17 protein-coding genes and 4 pseudogenes are annotated in these 21,754 nt (G+C 57.8%); 2 read left to right on the forward strand and 19 right to left on the reverse strand.

The genetic code is table 11. The features are described 5' to 3' along the window. Positions 1-38 precede the first annotated feature (38 nt). The 6 genes from K6I40_RS00885 to K6I40_RS00910 all read right to left on the reverse strand — a co-directional run bounded on the left by K6I40_RS00885 (position 39) and on the right by K6I40_RS00910 (position 5,813). Entirely contained in the window at positions 39-197 is a 159-nt protein-coding gene (locus K6I40_RS00885; RefSeq protein ID WP_255681403.1) for a hypothetical protein, read from the reverse strand. 130 nt (positions 198-327) lie between these two features. Beyond that, a complete protein-coding gene (locus tag K6I40_RS00890; RefSeq protein WP_222913178.1) occupies positions 328-1,032 on the reverse strand; it encodes a DUF2270 domain-containing protein in 705 nt (234 codons plus the stop codon). Between the two features lie 53 nt (positions 1,033-1,085). Next, positions 1,086-1,256, reverse strand: a complete 171-nt coding sequence (locus K6I40_RS00895; RefSeq protein WP_222913181.1) for a hypothetical protein — start codon at positions 1,254-1,256, stop codon at positions 1,086-1,088. Positions 1,257-1,931: 675 nt separating this feature from the next. Further along, positions 1,932-2,918 carry an asparaginase gene (locus tag K6I40_RS00900; RefSeq protein ID WP_222913182.1) on the reverse strand — a complete coding sequence of 329 codons (987 nt, stop codon included), beginning with the start codon at positions 2,916-2,918 and terminating at the stop codon, positions 1,932-1,934. A gap of 166 nt (positions 2,919-3,084) precedes the next feature. After that, positions 3,085-4,854, reverse strand: a complete 1,770-nt coding sequence (locus K6I40_RS00905; protein WP_222913184.1) for a Na+/H+ antiporter NhaC family protein — start codon at positions 4,852-4,854, stop codon at positions 3,085-3,087. Between the two features lie 194 nt (positions 4,855-5,048). After that, complete coding sequence (locus K6I40_RS00910) at positions 5,049-5,813, reverse strand: IclR family transcriptional regulator (RefSeq protein ID WP_222913186.1); 765 nt, start codon at positions 5,811-5,813, stop codon at positions 5,049-5,051. A gap of 1,047 nt (positions 5,814-6,860) precedes the next feature. Here K6I40_RS00910 and K6I40_RS27580 point away from each other — a divergent pair. Next, positions 6,861-7,289: pseudogene (locus K6I40_RS27580) on the forward strand (IS6 family transposase); the annotation flags it as partial. Between the two features lie 534 nt (positions 7,290-7,823). Here K6I40_RS27580 and K6I40_RS00915 read toward each other — a convergent pair. The 11 genes and pseudogenes from K6I40_RS00915 to K6I40_RS00965 all read right to left on the reverse strand — a co-directional run bounded on the left by K6I40_RS00915 (position 7,824) and on the right by K6I40_RS00965 (position 18,599). Continuing rightward, complete coding sequence (locus K6I40_RS00915) at positions 7,824-9,293, reverse strand: aldehyde dehydrogenase family protein (protein ID WP_222913570.1); 1,470 nt, start codon at positions 9,291-9,293, stop codon at positions 7,824-7,826. Between the two features lie 29 nt (positions 9,294-9,322). Then, complete coding sequence (locus K6I40_RS00920) at positions 9,323-10,177, reverse strand: class 1 fructose-bisphosphatase (RefSeq protein WP_222913188.1); 855 nt, start codon at positions 10,175-10,177, stop codon at positions 9,323-9,325. Positions 10,178-10,234: 57 nt separating this feature from the next. Next, positions 10,235-10,711, reverse strand: coding sequence for a PTS fructose transporter subunit IIB (locus K6I40_RS00925; RefSeq protein ID WP_222913190.1), 477 nt, complete (start codon positions 10,709-10,711; stop codon positions 10,235-10,237). A gap of 10 nt (positions 10,712-10,721) precedes the next feature. Continuing rightward, positions 10,722-12,415: pseudogene (gene ptsP / locus K6I40_RS00930) on the reverse strand (phosphoenolpyruvate--protein phosphotransferase). Positions 12,416-12,427: 12 nt separating this feature from the next. Beyond that, positions 12,428-12,718, reverse strand: a complete 291-nt coding sequence (locus K6I40_RS00935; protein ID WP_222913192.1) for an HPr family phosphocarrier protein — start codon at positions 12,716-12,718, stop codon at positions 12,428-12,430. Then, entirely contained in the window at positions 12,715-13,191 is a 477-nt protein-coding gene (locus tag K6I40_RS00940) for a PTS sugar transporter subunit IIA (protein ID WP_222913194.1), read from the reverse strand. The genes K6I40_RS00935 and K6I40_RS00940 overlap by 4 nt, the downstream gene beginning before the upstream one ends. A 37-nt stretch (positions 13,192-13,228) precedes the next feature. Next, positions 13,229-14,419 (reverse strand): PTS fructose transporter subunit IIC, encoded by a 1,191-nt coding sequence (locus tag K6I40_RS00945; protein WP_222913196.1) that lies wholly within the window; start codon positions 14,417-14,419, stop codon positions 13,229-13,231. A 246-nt stretch (positions 14,420-14,665) separates the two neighbouring features. Next, the gene (gene pfkB / locus K6I40_RS00950; protein WP_222913198.1) at positions 14,666-15,574 is read right to left on the reverse strand and encodes a 1-phosphofructokinase; all 909 of its coding nucleotides are present in this window, start codon (positions 15,572-15,574) and stop codon (positions 14,666-14,668) included. Further along, positions 15,571-16,338 (reverse strand): HTH-type transcriptional regulator GlpR, encoded by a 768-nt coding sequence (gene glpR / locus K6I40_RS00955; RefSeq protein WP_222913200.1) that lies wholly within the window; start codon positions 16,336-16,338, stop codon positions 15,571-15,573. The genes pfkB and glpR overlap by 4 nt, the downstream gene beginning before the upstream one ends. A 177-nt stretch (positions 16,339-16,515) precedes the next feature. After that, a complete protein-coding gene (locus K6I40_RS00960) occupies positions 16,516-17,304 on the reverse strand; it encodes a class I fructose-bisphosphate aldolase (protein WP_222913201.1) in 789 nt (262 codons plus the stop codon). A 536-nt stretch (positions 17,305-17,840) separates the two neighbouring features. Then, positions 17,841-18,599, reverse strand: a complete 759-nt coding sequence (locus tag K6I40_RS00965; protein WP_222913203.1) for an IclR family transcriptional regulator — start codon at positions 18,597-18,599, stop codon at positions 17,841-17,843. A 532-nt stretch (positions 18,600-19,131) separates the two neighbouring features. On the opposite strand from K6I40_RS00965, the gene K6I40_RS00970 reads away from it, so the two are divergent. Further along, positions 19,132-20,523, forward strand: coding sequence for an SLC13 family permease (locus K6I40_RS00970; protein WP_222913205.1), 1,392 nt, complete (start codon positions 19,132-19,134; stop codon positions 20,521-20,523). A gap of 164 nt (positions 20,524-20,687) precedes the next feature. Here K6I40_RS00970 and K6I40_RS27585 read toward each other — a convergent pair. Together K6I40_RS27585 and K6I40_RS27590 are read right to left on the reverse strand one after the other, a co-directional pair. Then, positions 20,688-21,143 (reverse strand): annotated as a pseudogene (locus K6I40_RS27585) (metal-dependent phosphohydrolase); the annotation flags it as partial. A gap of 375 nt (positions 21,144-21,518) precedes the next feature. Then, a pseudogene (locus K6I40_RS27590) lies at positions 21,519-21,731 on the reverse strand (metal-dependent phosphohydrolase); the annotation flags it as partial. Positions 21,732-21,754: the final 23 nt, after the last annotated feature.

Consider the following 21,754-nt stretch of genomic DNA (forward strand, 5'->3'; position numbering starts at 1 on the left):
TTCTGACCGGCGGACGCAGCCCACTGGGCGGCCGTCAGTCACGTCTTTGATGTGGACGAGGTAAAACAGCCCCCGAGTCGCTCAAGCAGTGCAACGGGGTCGTGGCCTGCTACAGCCGCCCACCCAACATCGAGTTCGATCGCGAGGCCGCCGTCGGTCTCGTCGATGCTGTCTCCTACCGTACGCCAGTGAGACACACAATCGACAATGGTGGGTTTGCAGTCTTCTTCGCCGTCATACCGTGCGAAGCGAGATGATCGACTGCTTCGAAACGTCTCGAGCGTGCGAGTGCCGTCTCTCCGTTGCCCTCTCGCTCTCCAGGATTCGTTATCGATGCTTTCCGATATCTCGTGAGTGTAGTTCGTCCTCAGCCCGCCACGTTCGTGGTCGCACGGCGATGAAGACTGCAACGAGATACAGTGCGACGATGATACCAGTCACGAGGAGGCCGGGTATCGCTCCGATGGAGGCACTGGTCGGCCACGGCGTCGTTACGAATGCGGTGATTCGGATCGCCCACGCACTCAACATAATCGTGAAGAGCAGTAAGTAGATCCGGCGGAGGCGATGCGCAATCGCTTCCTCTCTCGTGATCTTGATAACGGGTGTGCGGTAGTCTTGGCTCAACGTCTCCCGCCATGACGGTTCCTCGAGCCCCGCGGACGGATCTAAGCCGTACGCAAAGACGTTTTTCTGGAGTATCCGAACGCGTCCGCGCCAGAGATCGTAGCCGCGATACCGCTGTGCCTCCATGATCAAGAACGCAGCCAATGCCGCTACTCCCAATAAGAGGATGTAATGTGGTCGATTGCGGCCTGAAAAGCCCCATGTGAGGACCCCGCTCATGACGATAACCGCCCAGTTTGACGTCCGGTCGAGCCGTTCACGCCAAAATTTCATTCGGTGGATCTCGCCACGGTAGAGGTGTGCCATCGACGAACTCGGTGCCATTTCTTCCTCTAATAGTCCCTCACCGACTTCGCGGTGTTCAGCGTCACCGGGGTCGATATCTTTCGCTGATTTTTGGGCCATCGCAGCGATACGCTTTCAACGACCGGGGTAATAGAAGGTATCTCTGGGCCGCTCTAATCGCGTTCGGTGCTCGACCGCGTCGCCTCGAGCGCTATCCGGGTTCGAGTTCCGGGGCGCTCCCTGTCCGCATTCAGCGGCCGCTGAGACTTCATCGACGAGAGCGATACGTCTGGATTGACTAGGACGCCGTCGAAGCCGTCGCGGCTATTGACTGGTATGGGCATCTCTGCTCGAGTACAGTCCATCGTCGCAAAACCCGATCCGTTGATCGCTGAAATCGGGACCGGGTTTCGTTCGTCGCAGTGTGTCAGACGGCGAATGCGTGGAGCCACGATTCAGTAGTTGATGGTCTCGCGTGGCTGAAGCAGTTTGAAAACGAAGGTGTGTGGAATTCTGTCTCTTTAAATATCTTTTAAGGAGTGTTTCCACTTCCTCGGGTTTCGTATCGAAATCGGAGTCCTCGTCGATTGAGCGCTGACTGCCGATATCTCGCTTCATCCACAAGAAAAACGGCGTGTTCGATGTTATAGTTCTCGATTAGCTCTCGCAGGACCATTTCCGTTCGGTATTGTAGTCGTCGAAACGTTCGGAGAGTCGCCATCGATCGGCTGTAAACCGCGCCTGAAAATCCAGTCGTGAACGGTCTTCCACGATCATACGATACCATACTACTCTGATTCTATGACTATAATCGAAAGCGATAATTCAGCGGGATGGAGTCGGATGCTGAGAGCGAAACCGTCGAAAGTATCCTCGCGAATGCACTCGATGTCGGCGGTGTTCTCACCGATGAGTTCGGCAGGCTGACTTTCTCATGTATCCGTGCGATACTCTCCAATCTCCGAATCGTCCCAATACCACGACTTATCGCGGATCGATCTGTTCGATCCTAGAATCAGCTACTGATACCCATGACCATTGAGTTGGCCAGAATCAAACACGTCTCGGATTGTACAGTCCGGTTGCTGTGACAGGGCTACCAAGAGTTTGAGTCGAGCCTTGTGAGCGGGAAGGTTCGACGCGAACAGGACGCCCGTTTCCTCGAGAACTGCGGCTCCTCCTTCGGAACCGTACACTGGTGAGACGACTCCGTCTCGGCATCTCGTCGTAATGACGACGACAACATCATCGGCAACGGCGTCACCGATGGACTCTGCGACGTCTGCAGGAACGTTTCCGAGTCCGAGCGTATCGACGATGATTCCGTCGACGCCGCAATCGACGGCATGAGTGATCTGTCTCCCGTTGGTGTCCGTCGAGGTCGGCACGATCTCGACGGTCGCCGTGACGTCTTGTACGGGGACCGTCACCGACAGGCTCTCGGGCCGACGGTAGAACCAGAGGCCATCCGGTGTTCGTTCAGCGACCGGCCCGTAGTCGCCCGAATCGTACGCATCGGGATTGCTACTGTGGTCTTTCGTCACTGGTCGTGCCGCGTGAAGACGGTCGTTGAAGAAGACGTAGGTTCCCGTCTGCACGTGATCATGACTCGCTGTGGCGAGAGCCCCGCGAAGGTTTGCCGGTCCGTCGGGACTACGGCTATCGTACGGTCGTTGCGCCCCAGTGAGGACGACCGGAACGTCTACGTCAAGCACGAGATCGAGGTAGTACGCGGTCTCTTCGATCGTATCCGTCCCGTGGAGGACGACTACCCCATCGACGCCGCCGGCGACGGCTCGAATGCGATCACTCAGCGCCACGAGGTCGTCGATCGTCAGTTCCGAACTCGGGGACTGTGTGAGTTGTTCCGGTTCGACATCGACGTGATCGAAACTCTCCGGGTAGGCCCGCACTAACTCCCGTACTGACTCGGTCGGGACCGTTCCGGTTTCGCTCGAGGTACTCGCGATCGTGCCACCGGTCGCGATGACGGAGACAGTTGGCATATGTCGTACTGTCCGAACGAAACGTATACCGGTTATGATTAGCCGCGACCGCAGAGATGACGGACCGTTTGTGCCGGTATCGGGTACCAGGAAGTCGCTTGACACCTGAACCCACTCCCCTTCGATCTGCGTCAAAACGCTGCAACGGAAACAAATGACACGCCGGTTAGAAGCCGAACGTTACGAACGTAAAGACGAGACAGAGATACGCGATAACGATACCGACTGCGGTTAGCGGGATCGATTCGACGAAATTGTACCGTCCGTTGATCTGCGTTTCGTCGGTTTGGGTTCCGTTCTCGATTGCATCGACGTCGATTTCTCCGTTATCGATGGCATCAGTAGTCGGCATGACTTCGGGGAGATTCTTGCGGCGAGCATCGAGTTTGTTCAGCGCGACGACAGCGGCTGCGGTGAGGACGACTGACAGCGGGAGCAACACCAGTGCCGACGTCACACCGACCGCGTACAGGAGCAACATCAGCACTGTCACGCCGGCCGCAGTCATCGCGAATGGGGCCTGCGTCGTCACGTGATCGATGTGATCCGAACCGGCGAAGATCGAGGACATGACGGTGGTATCGCTGATCGGTGAGACGTGGTCGCCCCAGATTGCGCCGCCGAACAGGACTCCCATGAGGACCGGGAGGATAGACAGTCCAGACAGTTCGTAGCCGAGTGGAATCGCCAGCGGCGTCAAGATCGCCATGGTCCCCCACGACGTTCCCGTCGTGAACGCGATGAACATCGCCGCGACGAAGATGAGAAGCGGCAGGAACGAGCCAGGGATGCCGCTGTCGACCATGATGTCGACGATATACTGCGCGGTCCCGACCTGTTCGGCTGCGTGACCAATGCTCCACGCGAGGACGATAATCGCGGCCGCGATCATCATCGTCTTGAAACCGCTAATCACGGTATCGCTCGCCTCCTCGAGATCCATGGTTCCGAAGCCGACGGCACCAAGCATGCCGACGGCCAGGAACGCGAACGAGCCGTACAGAAGTCCGAGTGCGACATCGGTTTCCTGGAACGCGGTCGCGATGTCGACGCCAGATTGGTGGCCGCCACCGAGCCACCACATCGAGACGAGCCCGACGATCAGCAGAGACAAAATCGGCGCGAAGAAATTGATCAGCGTCGGGTTCTTCTCGCTTGGTTCACCGACATCGGTCGTGATATCCGAGAGCGGCGTCGCGTCATCTCGGTGCGTCTTCTTCTCTTTGCGCGAACGCCACTCGGCGTCCAGCATTGGGCCGTAGAACCGCTGCGTGATCGAAATGAACCCGACCATGAAGAACGCCAGGAAACAGTAGATGTTCCACGGAATGCTCTGCAAGAAGAGTCCGAACGCGGTAATTCCGACTTCTTCGGCGGTGAACTGGGCGGCCTCGAACCCGACGATGATCATCGAGACTTGATAGCCGATCCAGTTCGACACGGGGCCGAAGGTCGTGACCGGCGAGGTCGTCGAGTCCAGTACGTAGGCATGCATCTCTCGGGAGGTATTGTTCTCCTGAGATAGTTCGCGAGTCGCGTTCCCGGTCACGATGGTGCTCGTATACGAATCAAAGAAGATGAAAATCCCGATAAGCCAGGTCAGTATTTGCGAGTCACGGGCGGTATTCACCCGGTGGCCGATCCAGTTTTGAAGCGCAATGATCCCACCCGATTTGTAAATGAACGCGGCACCGGCACCCATAAACATAATCAGTATGAGGAATTTGGTATCAAACGGCGATCTGACGACTTCGACGATCCAGTCCAGTGACAGCGCCGTTGCAGCGATCGGATTCCAGTCGGCTATCATCAACGCACCGATCCAGACGCCGGCGAACAGCGACACTAACACCTGCCGCGTGTACATCGCGAGTGCGATTGCGAGCAGCGGTGGAGCTAGTGAGAGCGCTGCGAACGGCAACGATTCGTATGACATACATTCTCTACCCTGTCCGATCTACTATTTCAAACTTTGAATATGTCTGGGAAAAGTCGCCATCTACGATCGATCGGAGCTATTACTTGCTGAATGTTCAGAAACAGCGCTTTTCAGGGGCCTGAATAGTATACTATCGCATTATTGGTGGCAGAATATAATTCCTAGTCTGTCGGCTGGGCTGATACACGAGGTCAGAGGAGCCCTTGTGAGTCAAGTTCCGCCTCAAAGTCGGGAACGACCCGGCGGAGGATATCTGGGAACTCCTGATGGAGATCAGCGTCTTCGATTCTGTAGGCCGGTCCGGAGATCGTGAAACCACCGATAATGTTTCCCGACGGGTCCTCGGCGACGGCACCGGCGACTCGCTTACCCGAAATCGACTCCTGATCGTTGATCGCGTAGCCACGCTCTCGGATCCGAGCGAGTTCGCCGTCGAGTTCCGCTCGAGACGTGATCGTCTGTTCGGTAAGCTGCGGTAGCCCCCATTGATCGGCGATTTGATCGACGCGGGATTCGGGTAGTCGGGCGAGGATCGCTTTTCCGATTGCCGTGGTATGCATATACTCGTAGTTGTTGAGCCGCGAACTCGGTTTGGCGGAGCTTCCGACCGAGTCGAACAACGTCACGATTCGACCGTTCTCTTCGATTCCGAAGTCGGACTCCTCGTTCGACCGCTCCGCGAGTTCGATGACGTACTTCCCCGCCAACTCGTATACCTTGCTGCGGTTCCGGACGTACATGCCGATATGGTAGAACCGACCACCGAGTCGGTATTCGTCATCGTTGGCGATGACATAGCCGTGTTTTCCGAGGGTGTACAGGTGTTTGTACACTGTACTCTCCGACAGATCGAGCGCTGTTGCCAGTTCCACCGGTGTCGCCCCGTCTAATTCCTGAATCGTTTCGATTACCGCTAACGATGTTTCGGTCGTCGTCAGGAGTTGACTTTTGGTCATTGATTGGCCATCCTCCGGCGGCCATATAAATCCATGTATCATGGAATGAGGGTTCGATTAGCGTTCCAACTGGTGACTCGATCTCATTGTAGATTCATCTCTGTCTCTCTCGAGCAGTCATTCTCTATACCGTCACTACAAATCGTCTTCGGCGCTCGTGAGTTACTACTAACCTAGTGAATTTCGCAGCACTATCGGTTCTTCACAGGAATGTGTTACAGGCATATGCTCGTAATTACTTGACCTATTTAGTAGACGACCATACTGGCTACTTGTTCTCTTATACATAGAATCATCGACTTTGGCGAAGCACTGTTCAGAGGAGGATAGAGTGTGAGACGGTACGATTCACTAATAGCTCATGACAAATAGATGGCTACATTGAATCTCTCAGTGACATTCAAGCGGATTTTCTGGAGCATGCAGTGACCGCGTGAGTTGATGCGGTGGCATATGCAGCACCATCTGTTCGTGCCCCACTTTTGGATACTATCACGTTTTTGGAGAAGTTGATTTAAGCGAGCACGATCAATGGTCAAGAAGTGAGTACGGAAGACCGATCGGCAGCCGACAGATGGGAGCCGGCCAGATAACAATACACTCGACAGGACGGTGATTCAATTCGACGATCAGCGCTACTAGCTGTACGCCACTATCAGTCTCGATACACGCGAATCTACTATATACGGCCCCATTCAACACGTATATCCGTACTGTGAGATAGTTTCGAATGAACGCAAAGAGAGACATGGCGTCGTGACGCCGTATTTTTCGTCGATGTAACTCTATATCTCATCGCTGTGCTTCATTATTACGGGCACCGGATTCGGTACGAAGAACAGAGGAACGGAACGCCACCGAACATCTATTTCAAGAGAGATAACGACGAACCTCCTCGCTTTGAAACTGTTTCAAAACCCCGATCCAACAACCACCGAAACATGGGTGAGCAATGCATACTGCTAGAAGCGACTCTGAACGATGCCAATCAGTGGGTGGTGTTCAGATACGGATGAAAAGATGAGACGTCGCGCTTTCTGCGTGTCTCTGCTGGAAAACGCTAGCATCAACGGATCTGTCGACCAGATAGACGTTGATTTTGGGGGAGCAAGAAACAACATCGCGACTACTGATGAAGCTTCGTATTCAGTTCTATTTTGCTTGACTCTCGCTTTCGAATACTGTTTGAATTCCTGAACTATTCAGTATCAAACGAGCGCGATCAACAGTCCATAACTGGGTTCACAAAGCCGATCTACAGCCCGATGCTGGCCACACTCCGAATCACGTCGCGGTCGACGAGACCGTGATCCGACTTACCGACGAGCAATAGTAGCTGTATTCCGCTGTCGATCCCAAAACGAACAAATCGCCGCATACAACGCCTGAGCCGACTAGAACCAAATCATTGTACGTTCGTTCTTCCGGGAACTGCTCGAGAAACACGACGTCTCCGGTGCCGTGTTTCTCGTTGATGACGATACGTTGCTAAGATCGGTCACCTTCGCGTGGAACCAGCGTCTCTGAACACAATGGTTTGATAGCTACGAGGGCGAGGAGACGACCGACGTCACTACCGAACACGACGTCTGGTACGTCGACGTCAAGTAGATGCCTGTGACGGTTCACTCTCAAAACGGTGCCTCTCGAGAATCGAAAAACACCAGGTCCAACGGGGGCAGGGGGAATGCCCGTCGCCGGACCACGGTAGGATGCCAGTGGGGCGCTGATTGGATCGCGGTCGGTCGCGCAAGCGGGTTGCGCGACAGATAATCTGTTCGAGGCAACTATTATCAACTTCTACCCGATTCCCAGTCGCTTGAAATCGTCCTGTGCGTTCGAATAACGGCGTCTCCTGGCTTCTACTGCCGACAGCGATCCAAACGTATCGCATAGCAACCAGTCTATCGTAATCGACCTCGAGCGTTCATCGAGGGAGGGTGCTATCCACTGGTTGGGAAGCCTCGGCGTTTACGCCGGGGAGCTATCACGAATGCAAGCGGAGTCTTCCTACAGAATAATGCTCTTTTCGCGCATCATCGCGTGGATCGAGGCGTCGAGACCCTCGCGACCGATGCCCGAGTCCTTGTTGCCGCCGAACGGAACGTCGCCCATCCCGTGGCTCGGCGCGCCGTTGATCCGGACCGCGCCGGCATCGATGCGGTTCGCCATCCGCATCGCACGCTTGTAGTCGTTCGTGAAGACCGCCGCATCGAGCGCGAGGTCCGAACTGTTCGCGATCTCGAGGGCTTCGTCCTCGTCTTCGAAGGTCGTGATCGCAGCGATGGGTCCGAACTGCTCTTCGTCCACGATACGGGCGTCGCGGGGGACGTTCGCGAGCAGCGTCGGCTCGAAGAACTGATTGGCGAGTTCGTCCGGGACGCCATCCGGAGCGCGCCGTTCCCCGCCACGGATGATCTCTGCGCCTTTGTCGACGGCGTCCTCGACGAGTGTTTCGACCCAATCGGCCTGGTCCTCGCTGATCAGCGGGCCGAAGGCGGTGTCTTCCTCGAAGAGATCGCCTGCCTGCCAGGCATCCATCTGGCCGTCGATCAGGTCGACGAGGTCGTCGTGGACCGACTCATGGGCGAGCACGCGCGAGATGGCCGAGCAGCGCTGGCCGGCGTACTTGAACGATCCTTTAGCGCAGTTGCCCGCAACGTCCGTGAGGTCGGCGTCGTCGAAGACGACGGCCGGGGCGTTCCCGCCCAGTTCCATGTGCAGGTTGACCATGCCACTCTCGCGGGCAACGTGTTTGCCCGCGCCCGAGGAGCCGGTCATCGCGATCGCGTTGATCCGGCCGTCTCCGGACAGGAGATCGCCGATCTCGCTGGCTTCGCCAGGGACGAAGTTGAACGCGCCGTCGGGAATCCCGTCGACATCGGCGATGACGTCGGCGAGGATCGCCGCCGAAATTGGCGTCTTGCTCGCTGGCTTCAGCAGAACGCTGTTACCGGCCGTAAGCGCGGGTGCGACCTGCAGCGCCGTCGTGGCGAGCGGGTAGTTGTACGGCGTGATACACAACACTGCGCCGATCGGCTCGTGTTTGACGATCGCCTGCCAGCCCTCGTGGCCCGCCGTCGACCCCTCGCGGTACTCGCCCTTGCTGACGATGTTGCGCGCCTCCTCGGCCGCCCGATCGAAGCGTTCGGCCGCCTGGCCGACCTCGCCACGAGCCGACGAGATCGGTTTGCCGGCCTCCCGGACGATGACTTCCGCGAGCTCTTCTTCGCGCTCGCGGAGTCCGTCGGCGATCGTCTCACACCACTCGGCTCGCTCCACGACTGTCGTCTCCCGCAGCTCTGGTTTGATCTCGTGGGCAGCGGCCAGTGCAGTTCGGGCCTCCGTCGGACTCGCAGCGGCTACCTGTGCGAACGTCCCGCCCTCAGCGAGGTCCGAGACTGACAGCACGTTCTCGGTCTCGAGCCATTCGCCGTCGACGTAGATCTGTCTGGTTTGTACTCCCGATTTTGATTTTATACTCGTCATAACAGTAGTGTCTGATTTCGTTATCCGGATCTCGGTTCTCTGTGATTCTCTACTGTAGCGATCAGGTCAGCGCTGCCGAAGTACGCCGGGACGTGCTGATGGAGGTCCCCCGGATCACTGTCGAGGATTGAACCGTGACCGGTCGAGGACCGGCCGCCAGCGGTCTCGACGATGTGTGCGATCGGGTTCGCTTCGTACTGGAGTCGGAGATCACCGTTCGGACTGGACGACCGTTCGGGATAGCCGAGCAGACCGCCATCGACGAGGAGATGGTCGACATCACCGACCATCGCGCCGGTGTATCGGAGTTTGTGCTCGTAGTTCAGATCCTCCCAGAACTCCTTGATCGGATCCAGCCATTCGTTTGTCGCCCCGGCGAAGCCACAGATTTCATCCTCGTCGGGAAAGACGACGGGGTCAGAATCAACGATTGTCCCATCGTCGATCGTGTATCGAGTCACCTCGCCGTCAACGGCGGCTGTCATCGTTGTCAGCGGCCCGTACAGGAGGAAGGCGCTGGCGACCAGATCACGGCCGCTCGCCGGAAACGGGGCATCGTACACTCCCACGACCGTGCCGACGATGTTGTTCGATCGCAGATTCGACGACCCGTCGAGCGGGTCGACGGCGACACTGAACCCGTCGCCGACGTCCTCGACGGCCTCACGTTCCTCACTAGCGAACGCACCGACGACGTCGAGTGGAGCCAATTGATCACGAATCCGGCGATCGATCCCCAGATCAACAGCCGATTGGGCGTCGCCACTGGGGTTCTCTGACGTGAGTTTCTCGGTCTTGGAAACCATTCGTAACTCCTCGCGGATAGCGGGTGTCACCCCCACGAGTGCATCCAAGATCGGGCGTACGTCAGTCATCAGACCGCCCTCCCATCGACGCCGTTCTCATCTTCGAACCGAATCGGCGCACCTGCATCATGAGAATAACCTCTTCAGCCGGGCGAAGAGTCCCTTCGATGGATCACCCCCGAGCTGTTCGGGGGGCTCTTCGCTCGCTGAATTGGTGTCGGACTCGGACTGTTGTGTGTCCGCAGTCTCCGTCGCAGCGTCAGCGCCGCTGCCAACTTCAGTAACACCCGTTTCGCCGGCTTCCGCGCGTTGGGTTGCCTGTTCGATTAGTCCCGCTGCATCGTTGACAGCGTCCTTGACAGTTCCTTTGACCAGTGGCTTCTCCTCAAAGCGATCGAGGCTGACCGACGTGTCCGCAGCCACGATGACCGTATCGGCGGCCACGATGTCGTCATTCGTCAGTTCGTTTTCAGCGCCCATCGCACCTTGGACCTCGACCTTGATGTCGTGGCCCTGTTCTTCAGCGGTCGTCTCGAGGTTTTCTGCTGCCATCTGGCTGTGAGCGATACCGGTCGGACATGACGTGACTGCGATGAGTTTCATGGGTCGTCAATTACGAGTTGCGGTTCTGAATGTGTTCGAGTACCTGTTCTCTAGTGGTCGCGTCGAGCGCTCGAGACGTATGCGCGGCCGCCTCGTCGGTAGCGATCGATTGAACGGCTGCTTTCACCTCTGGGACGGTGACTGCGCTCATACTCAGTTCGTCGAGCCCCAGACCGACGAGGAGCTCAGTCAGCTCCGGATTGCCAGCCATCTCTCCACACATGCCGATCCACGCATCGTTCTCGTGGGCCGCCTCGACGGCCCGTTCGATGGCCCGCAATACGCTGGGCTGACAGGGGTCTCTAATGTCGGCAACGTTTCCGTTTTCTCGTGCTGCGGCCATAATGTACTGAGTGAGGTCGTTAGTACCCACACTGAGAAAGTCTACCCGCTCGGCGAGCGCCGGTGCGACGAATACGGCGCTGGGCGTCTCGATCATCACGCCGAGTTCGGGGACGGCGTAGTCGACGCCCGCCTCGTCGAGGGCAGCCGCGACCTCGTCGACGGTCTCGAGTGCGGCGTCGAGTTCCTCGACCGTTGCGACGAGCGGGAACATGACGGACAACTGGCCGTCGCCGTCGGCAGCGGCCCGGAGCAGCGCCCGAAGCTGGGTTTCGAAGAGGTCCGTGTCCGGACCGAGCGAGCGACGAATTCCCCGTTCGCCCAGAAACGGGTTCTCTTCGTCGGGCAAGTCGAGGTAGGGAATTGGCTTGTCGCCACCGACATCGAGCGTTCGAACGACGACGCGGCCGTCCGGGAAGGTATCGAGCGCCTCCACGTACGTCTCGTACTGCTCGTTCTCGTCAGGCGGTGCCTCGCGATCGAGGAACAGAAACTCCGTCCGATAGAGACCGATGCCGTCGGCTCCCTGGGCCGTCGCTCCCTCGAGTTCGGTGGGTTGACCGACGTTCGCTGCGACCTCGATCTCGGTTCCGTCAGCGGTCGCGACCGGTTCCGCTCGGATTTCCGCCTCGTAAGCAGTCGCTGCTGCCTCGCGGCGGTCCTCGCTCGGATCGACGACGATCTCCCCGGTTTCGCCGTCGACGACGACGGTCGCACCCTCGTCGATGTCGGACAGTTCATCGCCGACACCGACCACGGCCGGAATCGCCAACGACCGGGCGAATATCGCAGCGTGGGACGTCCGTCCACCGGTCACGGTAGCGAATCCTGAAACGCGTTCAGGGTCGAGTTGAGCGGTGTCACTCGGTGTGAGCCGTTCGGCGAGGATCACTGCCCCTCGGGGAGGTTACCGAGATCGGTCCGCTCGCCACCGGTAAGTACTCGAACCAGCCGGTCACGGACGTCGCGAAGGTCGTCGGCTCGCTCGGCCATCCGCCCCTCCATGCCTTCGAACTGCTCGATCGGGTCGGCGAAGGCCTCCGTGACGGCGTGTTCAGCGGGGAGACCGCTTGCGAGTGCGCTCTCAACGCCGTCGTCGATCTGGGGGTCGGCGAGGAACTGCAGGTGCGCGTCGAATACGTCGGCCTCTTGTTCGCCGACGCGCTCGGCGGTCCGCTCGCGTTCGGACTCCAATTCCGAGCGGGCGGTCTCGCGAGCGGCTTCGAAGCGATCACGCTCGACTGTTCGGTCGACGTCTCTCTCGTCGGGGTCGGGAAGCTCGGTGTCTGGGCTGTACCAGACAACCGTCCCAATGCTCGAGCGGGGCGTCGCGCCAGTTCCGGTGAATGTTCGTCGAGACATCTACTCGAAAGTTCAGGTGTTAACGTCAGCGAGTTCGTCTTCGGAAGTCGTCAGTACCCGTTCGAGAGCGTCCAGCGTCGCCTCCTCGTCGGCACCGTCGGCGACGATACGGACATCTTCACCGCTCTCGACGCCGAGGCTCGTGACGGCGATCATACTGCCCGCGGCAATGAGATCGTCTTCGCCGGGCCGACCGAGCTGAACGTCCGATTCGTGGTCGGTGACCGCCTCGACGAACTTGGCGGCCGGGCGGGCGTGCAGGCCAGCCTCGGGAACGACCGTGACGGTGCGTTCGGTACTCATGCGACCGCCTCCTTCAGTACGTCTTGTACGTCACCGGGCGTCTCTGCGTCGTATAGGTCGTCGCGGACCTCGTCGTGCATAAGCGCCCGCGAGAGGGTACTCAGGATTGCAAGGTGATCGTCCGCGCCTGACTCGGGAACGAGGATCATGAAGATGAGCGACGCGGGCTTGTCGTCCATCGCGCCGAAGTCGATGCCGTCGTCCGAGCGAGCAAACGCTACCGACGGCTGGGTGACGGCGTCCGTCTGGGCGTGTGGGATACCGATACCCATGCCGACGCCAGTTGTCGTCTCCTCCTCTCGGGCGAGCAAGGCCTGCAGAGCGGTCTCGCGGTTCTCGACGCGTCCCGCGTCGACGAGCAGGTCCAGCAGATACTCGATGCAGGCCCGCTTGTCGGCGGGCGGCGACTCGAGCGTGATATGGTTGGTCGGGGCGAGCGTATCGATTCGGTCTTGGTTGAGTGAGTCTGCCATGGTAAGCCTACGGTCTGCGTGTTTACAGTCGAACGAGTTAGCTGATAGTCCTTTGGTCGTCGGTCTGTGCAGCTGTTTGAGTATCCGTGTTGTCCTCGGTGTCGACGTCGGCGACCGTCTGCTCGAAGTCGGGTTTGATGGCCGTCGCGACGATAGCGGTCACGACGGTTCCGAGTGCGATACAGCCGAGGAAGGCGAACGGATTGCTCGACAGCAGGAAGACGAAGATGCCGCCGTGCGGTGCAGGCATCGTGATACCGACCCACAGCGCGGCCGCGCCAGCCGTGGCGCTGCCGATCACACTGCTTGGAATCACACGCAACGGATCAGCCGCCGCGTACGGAATCGCTCCTTCAGTGATGAACGACAGACCAAGCGGTACCGCGGCCTTCGCGTTCTCATACATCTCGGCGGAGTACTTCTGTGGCGCGATGAAGTTCGATAGTGCCAATCCCAGCGGTGGCGTCATGCCGGCGATCATCACCGCGGCCATCGGGCCGTAGATCTGGTCCCCCACGAGTGCGACGGCGAAGACGTAGGCGACCTTGTTGACGGGGCCGCCCATATCGATCGCCATCATCGAACCCAGGATCAGTCCCAGCACGATGGCGTTGGCACCTTCCATTCCCTCGAGGAACGTCGTTAATGCGTCATCGATGATCGCGATCGGAACGCCAAGTCCGAGGATCACGATGGGGGCCAGCAGCGCCGTCGTAAACACCGGAATGATGAGTACCGGCATCATCGGCTTGATAAACCCGGGAGCTGACCATCCCTTCATCCAGCGAGCGACGTAGCCCGCGAGCAGGCCGGCCACCAGCGCACCGAGGAAACCGGCGACCGCACCGTCGGCCGAGAAGCCGACGATGGTGCCTGCAGCTTCAATGATCTGCTCCTGTTGAATCGTCCACGAGAGGATAAACCCCGGTGCGAGTCCGGGTCTGTCCGCGATACCATATGAGATGTACGCACCCAGAATGGGAATCATAATCGTCAGCCCCAGATTTCCGATCTCGGCTACGTACCACGCGAACGTCCCTTGGTCCTCGAATACCGTTTCGGTAGTTGCAGCAGTGAACGGGAGTTCGGCGATCATGAACGCCACTGCGAGGAAGATACCCCCAATCGTGACGAACGGGATCATGAATGACACGCCTGTCATCACGTCCTCTTTGACGGAGGTAACATGAGACCGAAGCATGCTCTCTGCTTTGTCTGTGCCTGCCATACCAGACATCCCCATCTATTATTCAAAAGAATTTTCGAATACGATCGTTTCTGTGCATATACCTGAGAATAAATTACTGGGCGTTCAGAGTGACGCGGTGTATCAGTTCAGGGACTCGGCGTGGCTGAACACTGAAACTGCTGAGACACCCAGTCCAGCGATCAACGAAATATCAATCAGAGATAAAAACGGACTGGTGAGACCCGAATGGAACGCTCATATCCAGTCACGAGCAACAAAAACAGCTTATCTCCGTGAGACGGACACACGATCGATCGCGCGTGTTATGTCATCAAAAGGCGGGACGTCCGTTCCCGGGACTGAGACGACACGCGAGGCGACCGCAACACCTGCTCGAAGCGCTTCCTCGTCCGTCGCACCTCGATTGAGAGCGGAAAGAACGCCCGCCAGCATCGAGTCACCGGCACCGACTGTGTCGACGATATCGGCGTCCAGGGCTGCCGCATGCAAGCATTCATTCGGTGTCGCCATGATGGCACCGTCGACGCCCAACGACGCGAGTACTCGCTCGTAGCCACTCTGGCGGAGCCGTTCGACTGCGTCGTAACAGGCCGCTCTGGAATCGACCGCTATCCCTGTCGCCGCGGCGAGTTCCTCGCGGTTAGGCTTGCAGAGGGCATAGGACGCATCCAGGTCGTGGAGGACCTCGCCACCGACGTCAACGACGGTCTGCCAGTCGCCCGCGCGAGCGATTCGATCAATCGAATCGGGACCGACACCCGGTGGGAGGCTGCCACCGACGACGACAGTATCTGGATCGTAGCGCGCGATGATATCAAGGAGGTCGTCGATCGCACTCGAGTCGACTGTCGGACCGTCGTGATTGATTTTATATTCGGCCTCGTCAGTCAGGATCGTGGTGTTAAGCCGCGTTCGACCCGCGATATCGACGAAGTCGTTAGTGATCCCGTCGTCGCCCAAACTGTCGCGAACGAATCGGCCCAGAAAATCGCCCACGACACCGGTCGCGATCGTTTCCGCGTCGAGTTCGACGAGATATTTCGAGACGTTGATCCCCTTTCCGCCGGGATCGACTCGCGCGGTATCGGTTCTTGCGACCTCGGCAGGCTCGGGAAGGTTGTCGACCTCAAGTGTATGATCGACCGCGGGATTGAGCGTGACCGTCAGAATCACTGCCCAACCCCCTCGACTACCTCCACGTCAGCGGTTTCGAACGGTTCTCGCTGGTCGTCAGAGAGCGTCGTGTCGGTAATAAACATGTCCAGGTCCTCAAAGCCAGCGAACTTGACGAAGCTCTGCTTGCCGAGCTTGGAGCCGTCAGAAACGAGCACGACACGCCCCGAGCTCTCGATCATGAGCGATTTCAGCCGGGCTTCGTCTTCGTTCGGAGTCATCAATCCCTCGGACGACTCGATCGCGTTCGTGCCGAGAAACAAGAGATCGAAGTTCGTCCGTTCCATGAACCGTTCCGCACTCGGCCCAGTGAGCGCGCGGGTCTCGTGGCGTAGCGAGCCGCCAGTAAGTTTCACGTCATCGTTCTGTGTCCCCAGTTCCATTGCCAGAACCGGCGAGTTCGTGACTGCGAGGAACGACCGATCCCGCGGGACGTCCTTGGCGACCTGCATCGTTGTCGATCCGGAATCGAAAAACACGACCTGATTCTCGGTAATCTCCTCGACTGCCCGCTCGGCGATCGCCATTTTGCCGTCGAGGTTCTGGACCTCCTTCTGTCCGTAGGTTTGTTCCTCACCGACGGTCGTTGCCGGCACTGCACCGCCATGAGATCGTTCGATCAACTGTCGCTCTTCGAGATCGGTGAGATCACGACGGATCGTCGCCTTCGAACAGTCCATTTCCTCGGCGAGTTCGGGGACCGAACACTCGCCTCGCTCGGACACCAACTCGACGATCTTTCGCTTTCGCATTGCCGGTAACATAGGTGATTGTTCACGAACGGATAGCACGGTAGCGTTCATATTTCTGTCTGAGTATGATCGTTTTTGACTGCACCCTGTGGAACGATCGAACGCGACGGTTCCAGCGATCACGTAACCAACAGCGGGGTCCGGCCAACCAGTCACGTCGTTTCCTTCCTCCCGTCTCCCGGCGCAGACTCAATCGTCACACACCTCGTCCGCAGTCGCACCGTCGAAGACGACTGCCTCGAGGGCGTCGAGGATGTGCTCGGGATCGTCCCGCTGCCAGACGTTGCGACCGACTGCCAGGCCGCTCGCACCCGCGTCCATGGCCGTCTCGACCATCGAAAGGAATTCGCGGTCGGAGGCCTTTGAACCGCCGCTCAGGACGACGTTCATGTCACCCGCTGCGTCCACCGCATGGGCCATCGCCTCGCCGCTGCGTGGGTACTTCACTTTCGCGATGTCCGCGCCGAGCTCGAGCGCGATCCGGGTCGCATAGGAGATGACCTCGGGCTTGCGATGTGCTTTCAGCGCCTGACCACGCGGGTACGACCACATCGCTACCGGCGTATCGTGCTCGCGAGCCGTTTCCTGTACTGCCTGAAACTCCTCGAACATCTCCGGTTCACGGTTGGTTCCCGGATAGACGGTGTATCCCAGGGCGTCGGCACCGAGTTCGAGCGCGTACTCTACCGAGCAAGTCTGTGGCGAGTACGGCTCGCCCATCCAAAGGCTGCTCGAGCCGTTGAGTTTCGCCAGCAGGTTCACGTCGTCAGCGTAGGAGGGATAGTACGTCTCCGCAAGTCCCTTCTGGACGGCGAATCCCGTTACAGCATCGTGCGTCGCCATCTCGAAAACGGTCTCCGGATCGAGCCGTTCGGGGACGTCACTGAAAGCGGTCGGCCCGTGTTCTAGCCCGTGATCGTGCGCGAGGATGATCGATTTACCGTCCTGAACGATCGGAGTGTCGGCAAGTGGATGCATGCAATCTCAATCAAATCTGAATACGGATAGGAACTAAGTAGTACTCAATACGATTTGTTTCTATCGAACTGTGGTGGATTTAACGAATAGCGGACACGGTGGCCGGGCTGTTCGAGCAATCGGTGGCTCAATCGACACCGTCACGAATCGAAAGACTCCCGACCGGTGGCGGGATCAATCTGAGCGGCACGATCAGTTGCCTGATCGTGGGACGGACGAGAGATCACGCTAGTCGGGACTCGATCTAGAACCGTGCGGGACGGTTCATTGGAGTGAAATGATGCATACTCCTGTGATTGAAGCCGGATTTATCGCCTCCAGAAGAGAGGGCGGGACTGATATCTCTGGACGATCGGCAGAACTGCCTCAACGACTGACAGCCATTCACTATCGGGTGGTTCGATGTTAGTGAGGTAGTGACACACCTAAACGCTCGATGCAACAGATATCTGAAGGGGATCATCAAGTGCGTAGCAAACGGATTATATCACTAATCTGCGTCAGTCCAGACTACTGACTACTGTGTAGTGGAAAGACTACGAGTAGGTCAGATTCACCTCGATAACGTTAGCGCATCTGAGGATCCGTTCTGGAATCTCGTTCGTAAAGCGCTCTTCCTGCATTCGACTCTTCGGTCCGGAGATACTCACAGCCGCTATCGCACGACCGTCATCGTTCGTAATCGGAGCAGCGACACAGCGCATCCCATTCACCCGCTCTTCGTCATCGTAGGCGTACCCGCGTTCGCGGATCTGATCGAGGCGGTTGAACAGTTCGTCCGGATCCGAAATCGTATTCTCGGTCACCTTCGGGAGGCCGTGTTGGTCGAGAACCCCCTCGACTTCCGAGCGAGAACGGAAGGCCATGATGGTCTTGCCAAGCGCCGTCGTCTGAAGCGGGACACGCATCCCGGCGTGCGTGTCGAGTTGGACGGCATCGGATCCGCGAGCCTTATACAAAAAGACGCCGAGCCCGTGTTCCTCGATCATGAGATTCGCGTGCTCACCTGTTTTCTCGGCTAATTCGTCGACTTCCGGGCGCGAGATCTCGAAGACTTTCTTCCGCGAGCGGGCCTGATTGCCGAGTTGCAGAAATCGAGTGCTGATGTAGTACTTGTCGCCCTCCTTGACCAGGTACTCTTCCCGCTCGAGCGTTTGGAGATGGTCGTAGACAGTGCTCGTGGGTTTGTCCAATTGCTGTGCAATCTCGGAGACACCGGCGCCGTTGAGTTGTCGGAGCGTATCGACGATCTCCAGGGTGACTTTGGCTGCCTTAACCGGGACGGTGCTTGTCATACTGTCACATACTGTGGTACCATGACAAAAATCTTTCCGCTATCGCCGGATAGTGAGCGGACTCGCAGTTCCCCATCTCTACCGCTCGAACCAGACCGCGGCCTCCTCAGCGACTGCCTCGCCGCACGCGTCGCGAACTAACTCGGCTGCTTCAGTCGCGTTCCGGGATCATGTCTCAACTAGCGAGGTGTCAGTTTTGGTATGAACACAGCGACGGGGAATTCCTCGTCCAAGTAGTCCGCATTGGGATGAGATCTGGCCGGATGCGAGAAACAAACGCCGGCAGGTAGAGACGCCAGAACGCGGGGAACAGGCCGTTTCGACATATTGCTGATGGATGATTCTGACGGCAATATCTAGATAGTAATTTGAGGAACGAGCAGGGCGCTTATCGAATCCATCTCGGGCGACGAGTAACGCGGCATCGACAAGAGCAACATCGACGAGAATGCCGTTTCGATGCGGCTTCAAATCCGAGACAGAAGGAGGAAAATCACGACGCTTTTCCCATTGTGCTGATGAAAACTGTTCAATGAAACGATCGGAAGCAATCGAGGTGGCTCGATCACCGGGATTCGCGTTCTCGCTCGCCACTGCCATCGCCGTCGCGACGTGGCTGCTGGCCTCGGGGTCGACGGCAACGATGCTTTCGATCACACTCTTCTGTATCGTCCTGTGGGTCCTGACTCCGATTCCGCCGTCCTACACGGGATTGATCGGGATCGGGCTGATCGCCGTCTCCTTCTCGACGGAGTTGGCGCTCGTCGGGTTCCAGAAACCGGCGACGTGGCTTATCGGGTTTGGGTTACTGATGGGCGAGGCAACGCGACAGAGTGGCCTCGCGAACGGGGTCGGGCGATGGATCGCGACCAGAACCATCGGCGACTCGAGCGACACTAATCCGATCCAAACGTATCGTCGGCTGTTGCTCGCACTCTCGATCGGTGCCCACGCGCTGGCGTTTCTCGTTCCCTCAGCGCTCGTCCGTATCCTCGCGATCGCACCGATCCTCCGGGAACTCGGCTTGCTCTTCGACTCCCGGGATGCTCGGGTCGGGATCTATCTCGGTCCGCTATTCGCGACGTTCTACGGATCGTCGGGAATTCTGACCGCTGACCTCCCGAACATCATCATTTCGGGCTTTAGCCAGTCCATCGCCGGACACACTATTTCGTGGTCCGAGTGGTGGCTCCACATGTATCCCGTCATGGGCTTCGTTCGCGTATTGCTGGTTATCGGTATCGTCTACCTCCTCTTTCGACCGCCGGCCGACTCGAGTTTTGAACTTCCGAAAGACGGTAAGCAGACGGAGAGCGCTACCCAACGGCGAATGCTGGCGTTCTTGCTCGTCGGTACGCTGATCTGGGCAACGGACTTCGTCCACGGATTCCACCCGGTGATCGGTGCGATCGTCGTTGTCATCCTCGCGTTCCTCCCAGAGATCGGTATCGCGGACTTCGAGGATATCGGAAGCGATGTCGATTTCTCGATCATCTTCTTTATCGCCGCAGTGTTCGCGATCGGTGACGGATTGACTGAGACCGGATTCACCGATAGTGCGGCGACGTATCTGCTCGATTTGATCCCAACGGACGGACCGCTCGCAGTGATACTCATTTCTGTCTTTTTGATTACGTTTGCGCTTACTTTCCTGATGGAGGGACTGGCCGTCGCGAGCGTCCTCACTCCGGTCCTGATACCGTATATAGACGCCGCTGGACTCCCGTTTACACCCGTCCTGCTGGCGGAAGTGATGGCGCTGAGTTCGTACTTTTTCCCGTATCAGTCGGCAGTCCTCATCGTCATTCTAAACGAAGGTGACCTCGAGGCGCGGGAACTAATCGGCACTACAATCGCGTGTTCGGTGGCAACGATGCTACTTTTACTTCCGATCCAGTTCGGCTTGTTTACGGTCTTCTACTAACCGTATGTGATCGATTGGCTGTTTCAGATCCAGATACGCGCTATACTTCTATATCTCCTAGCGTGAGAGATAGTTTAGAGACTGATATAGTAATCGCTGAATCATCGACCCACTCCCAAGAAGTGAGCTCGTTGGTAGACCGCCGTTCTAGCCACTCGAACGAATCATCTCTCCTTTCCCATCTCTATTTCAGAATTAAATTGTGTAAAGAAATCATTCATGAAACTCCATCGGGACGTTCCAAGACGACGTCCGGGTGGCGTATACAATCGGTCCAATCGCTCTGTTGCCCACTCTCGAAGTAGAGTGATATCTGGAAGATTCGATGTCTTCACTCCAGATACTGATGCGTTATCGATTACCGCGAATTTCTCGCCTGTTCTCCCCGATCTCTCGCCGACAATACAGGCCAGACGGATGAGACCGGATGCGCCAGTTGCATCTAACTTATCTGCATCAAAGAGTAACTTCGCCTCGAGAGTCTCTGGCTCCGGGGAGCTAGACCGAATACTGTGTGTTCGGATACAGTGTTTGATAGCATCGATGCGATCAGTTTCCACCTCTTCGGTCTCAAGAAGATCCGCTGCTTCCACTGTGGCCCATTTGTCGTGATCATTGATACAGAACGATAGCGCATACCTGCGTCTTCAGGCGCGGGTCGAGCGGTAGGCCTATCCGACCAACTGTCGTAGATGGCCGGAACGGATTTCCATCAAAACTGTTTTAGTGTGGTGCGTCGTAGCATAGAGTGCGACGAATACCGTGAGATGCCGTTCCTGAACCACAAAGGATGGCGAACCAGCGGTGGTTCGCACGGCGATGACATGGTATTCGACGGGGCCTGTTTGACCGGGCCACAGCCCTATACAAGGGAGGAAACGAGAGTTCCCCCGGTATGCTGCCGGTTCCCCTTGAGTGCGGGCTGGAACCTCGAACGCCACACCCGGCGGAAATCAGATGGTCGGATTCCACGCCCTGAAGGGCGTGGAGGAGGTCAATTCCCCCGATCGTTCGAGTGGGCGACCAATGTCGTGTAACCACGCTGCTGCAGAAAGGATCTCTCTCTCAACGGTTCCATCACACTCGTTTGCTAACCGAATCGACAAGTCTCGCACCCGTTTCGCATGGAACCGATCGTGTGCGGGGAGGGCATCATCGTAATAAGGCAACGACAGCTCTCGAGCGAGATGTCCTAATTCCTGTGACATATGTAGTGTAATAAACACAGATA

The organism is Natrinema sp. SYSU A 869 (genome assembly GCF_019879105.1).
Lineage (GTDB): Archaea > Halobacteriota > Halobacteria > Halobacteriales > Natrialbaceae > Natrinema.

Excerpts from the sequence above, each read along its gene's own strand:
- K6I40_RS00960 (WP_222913201.1), bottom strand. The coding sequence starts at position 17,304 with ATGCATCCACTTGCCGACACTCCGATCGTTCAGGACGGTAAATCGATC.
- K6I40_RS00970 (WP_222913205.1), top strand. The coding sequence starts at position 19,132 with ATGAAACGATCGGAAGCAATCGAGGTGGCTCGATCACCGGGATTCGCG.
- K6I40_RS00920 (WP_222913188.1), bottom strand. The coding sequence starts at position 10,177 with ATGACTGACGTACGCCCGATCTTGGATGCACTCGTGGGGGTGACACCC.
- K6I40_RS00910 (WP_222913186.1), bottom strand. The coding sequence starts at position 5,813 with ATGACCAAAAGTCAACTCCTGACGACGACCGAAACATCGTTAGCGGTA.
- K6I40_RS00890 (WP_222913178.1), bottom strand. The coding sequence starts at position 1,032 with ATGGCCCAAAAATCAGCGAAAGATATCGACCCCGGTGACGCTGAACAC.
- K6I40_RS00935 (WP_222913192.1), bottom strand. The coding sequence starts at position 12,718 with ATGAGTACCGAACGCACCGTCACGGTCGTTCCCGAGGCTGGCCTGCAC.
- K6I40_RS00925 (WP_222913190.1), bottom strand. The coding sequence starts at position 10,711 with ATGAAACTCATCGCAGTCACGTCATGTCCGACCGGTATCGCTCACAGC.
- K6I40_RS00965 (WP_222913203.1), bottom strand. The coding sequence starts at position 18,599 with ATGACAAGCACCGTCCCGGTTAAGGCAGCCAAAGTCACCCTGGAGATC.
- K6I40_RS00940 (WP_222913194.1), bottom strand. The coding sequence starts at position 13,191 with ATGGCAGACTCACTCAACCAAGACCGAATCGATACGCTCGCCCCGACC.
- K6I40_RS00905 (WP_222913184.1), bottom strand. The coding sequence starts at position 4,854 with ATGTCATACGAATCGTTGCCGTTCGCAGCGCTCTCACTAGCTCCACCG.
- K6I40_RS00945 (WP_222913196.1), bottom strand. The coding sequence starts at position 14,419 with ATGGCAGGCACAGACAAAGCAGAGAGCATGCTTCGGTCTCATGTTACC.
- K6I40_RS00895 (WP_222913181.1), bottom strand. The coding sequence starts at position 1,256 with ATGCCCATACCAGTCAATAGCCGCGACGGCTTCGACGGCGTCCTAGTC.
- K6I40_RS00900 (WP_222913182.1), bottom strand. The coding sequence starts at position 2,918 with ATGCCAACTGTCTCCGTCATCGCGACCGGTGGCACGATCGCGAGTACC.
- glpR (WP_222913200.1), bottom strand. The coding sequence starts at position 16,338 with ATGTTACCGGCAATGCGAAAGCGAAAGATCGTCGAGTTGGTGTCCGAG.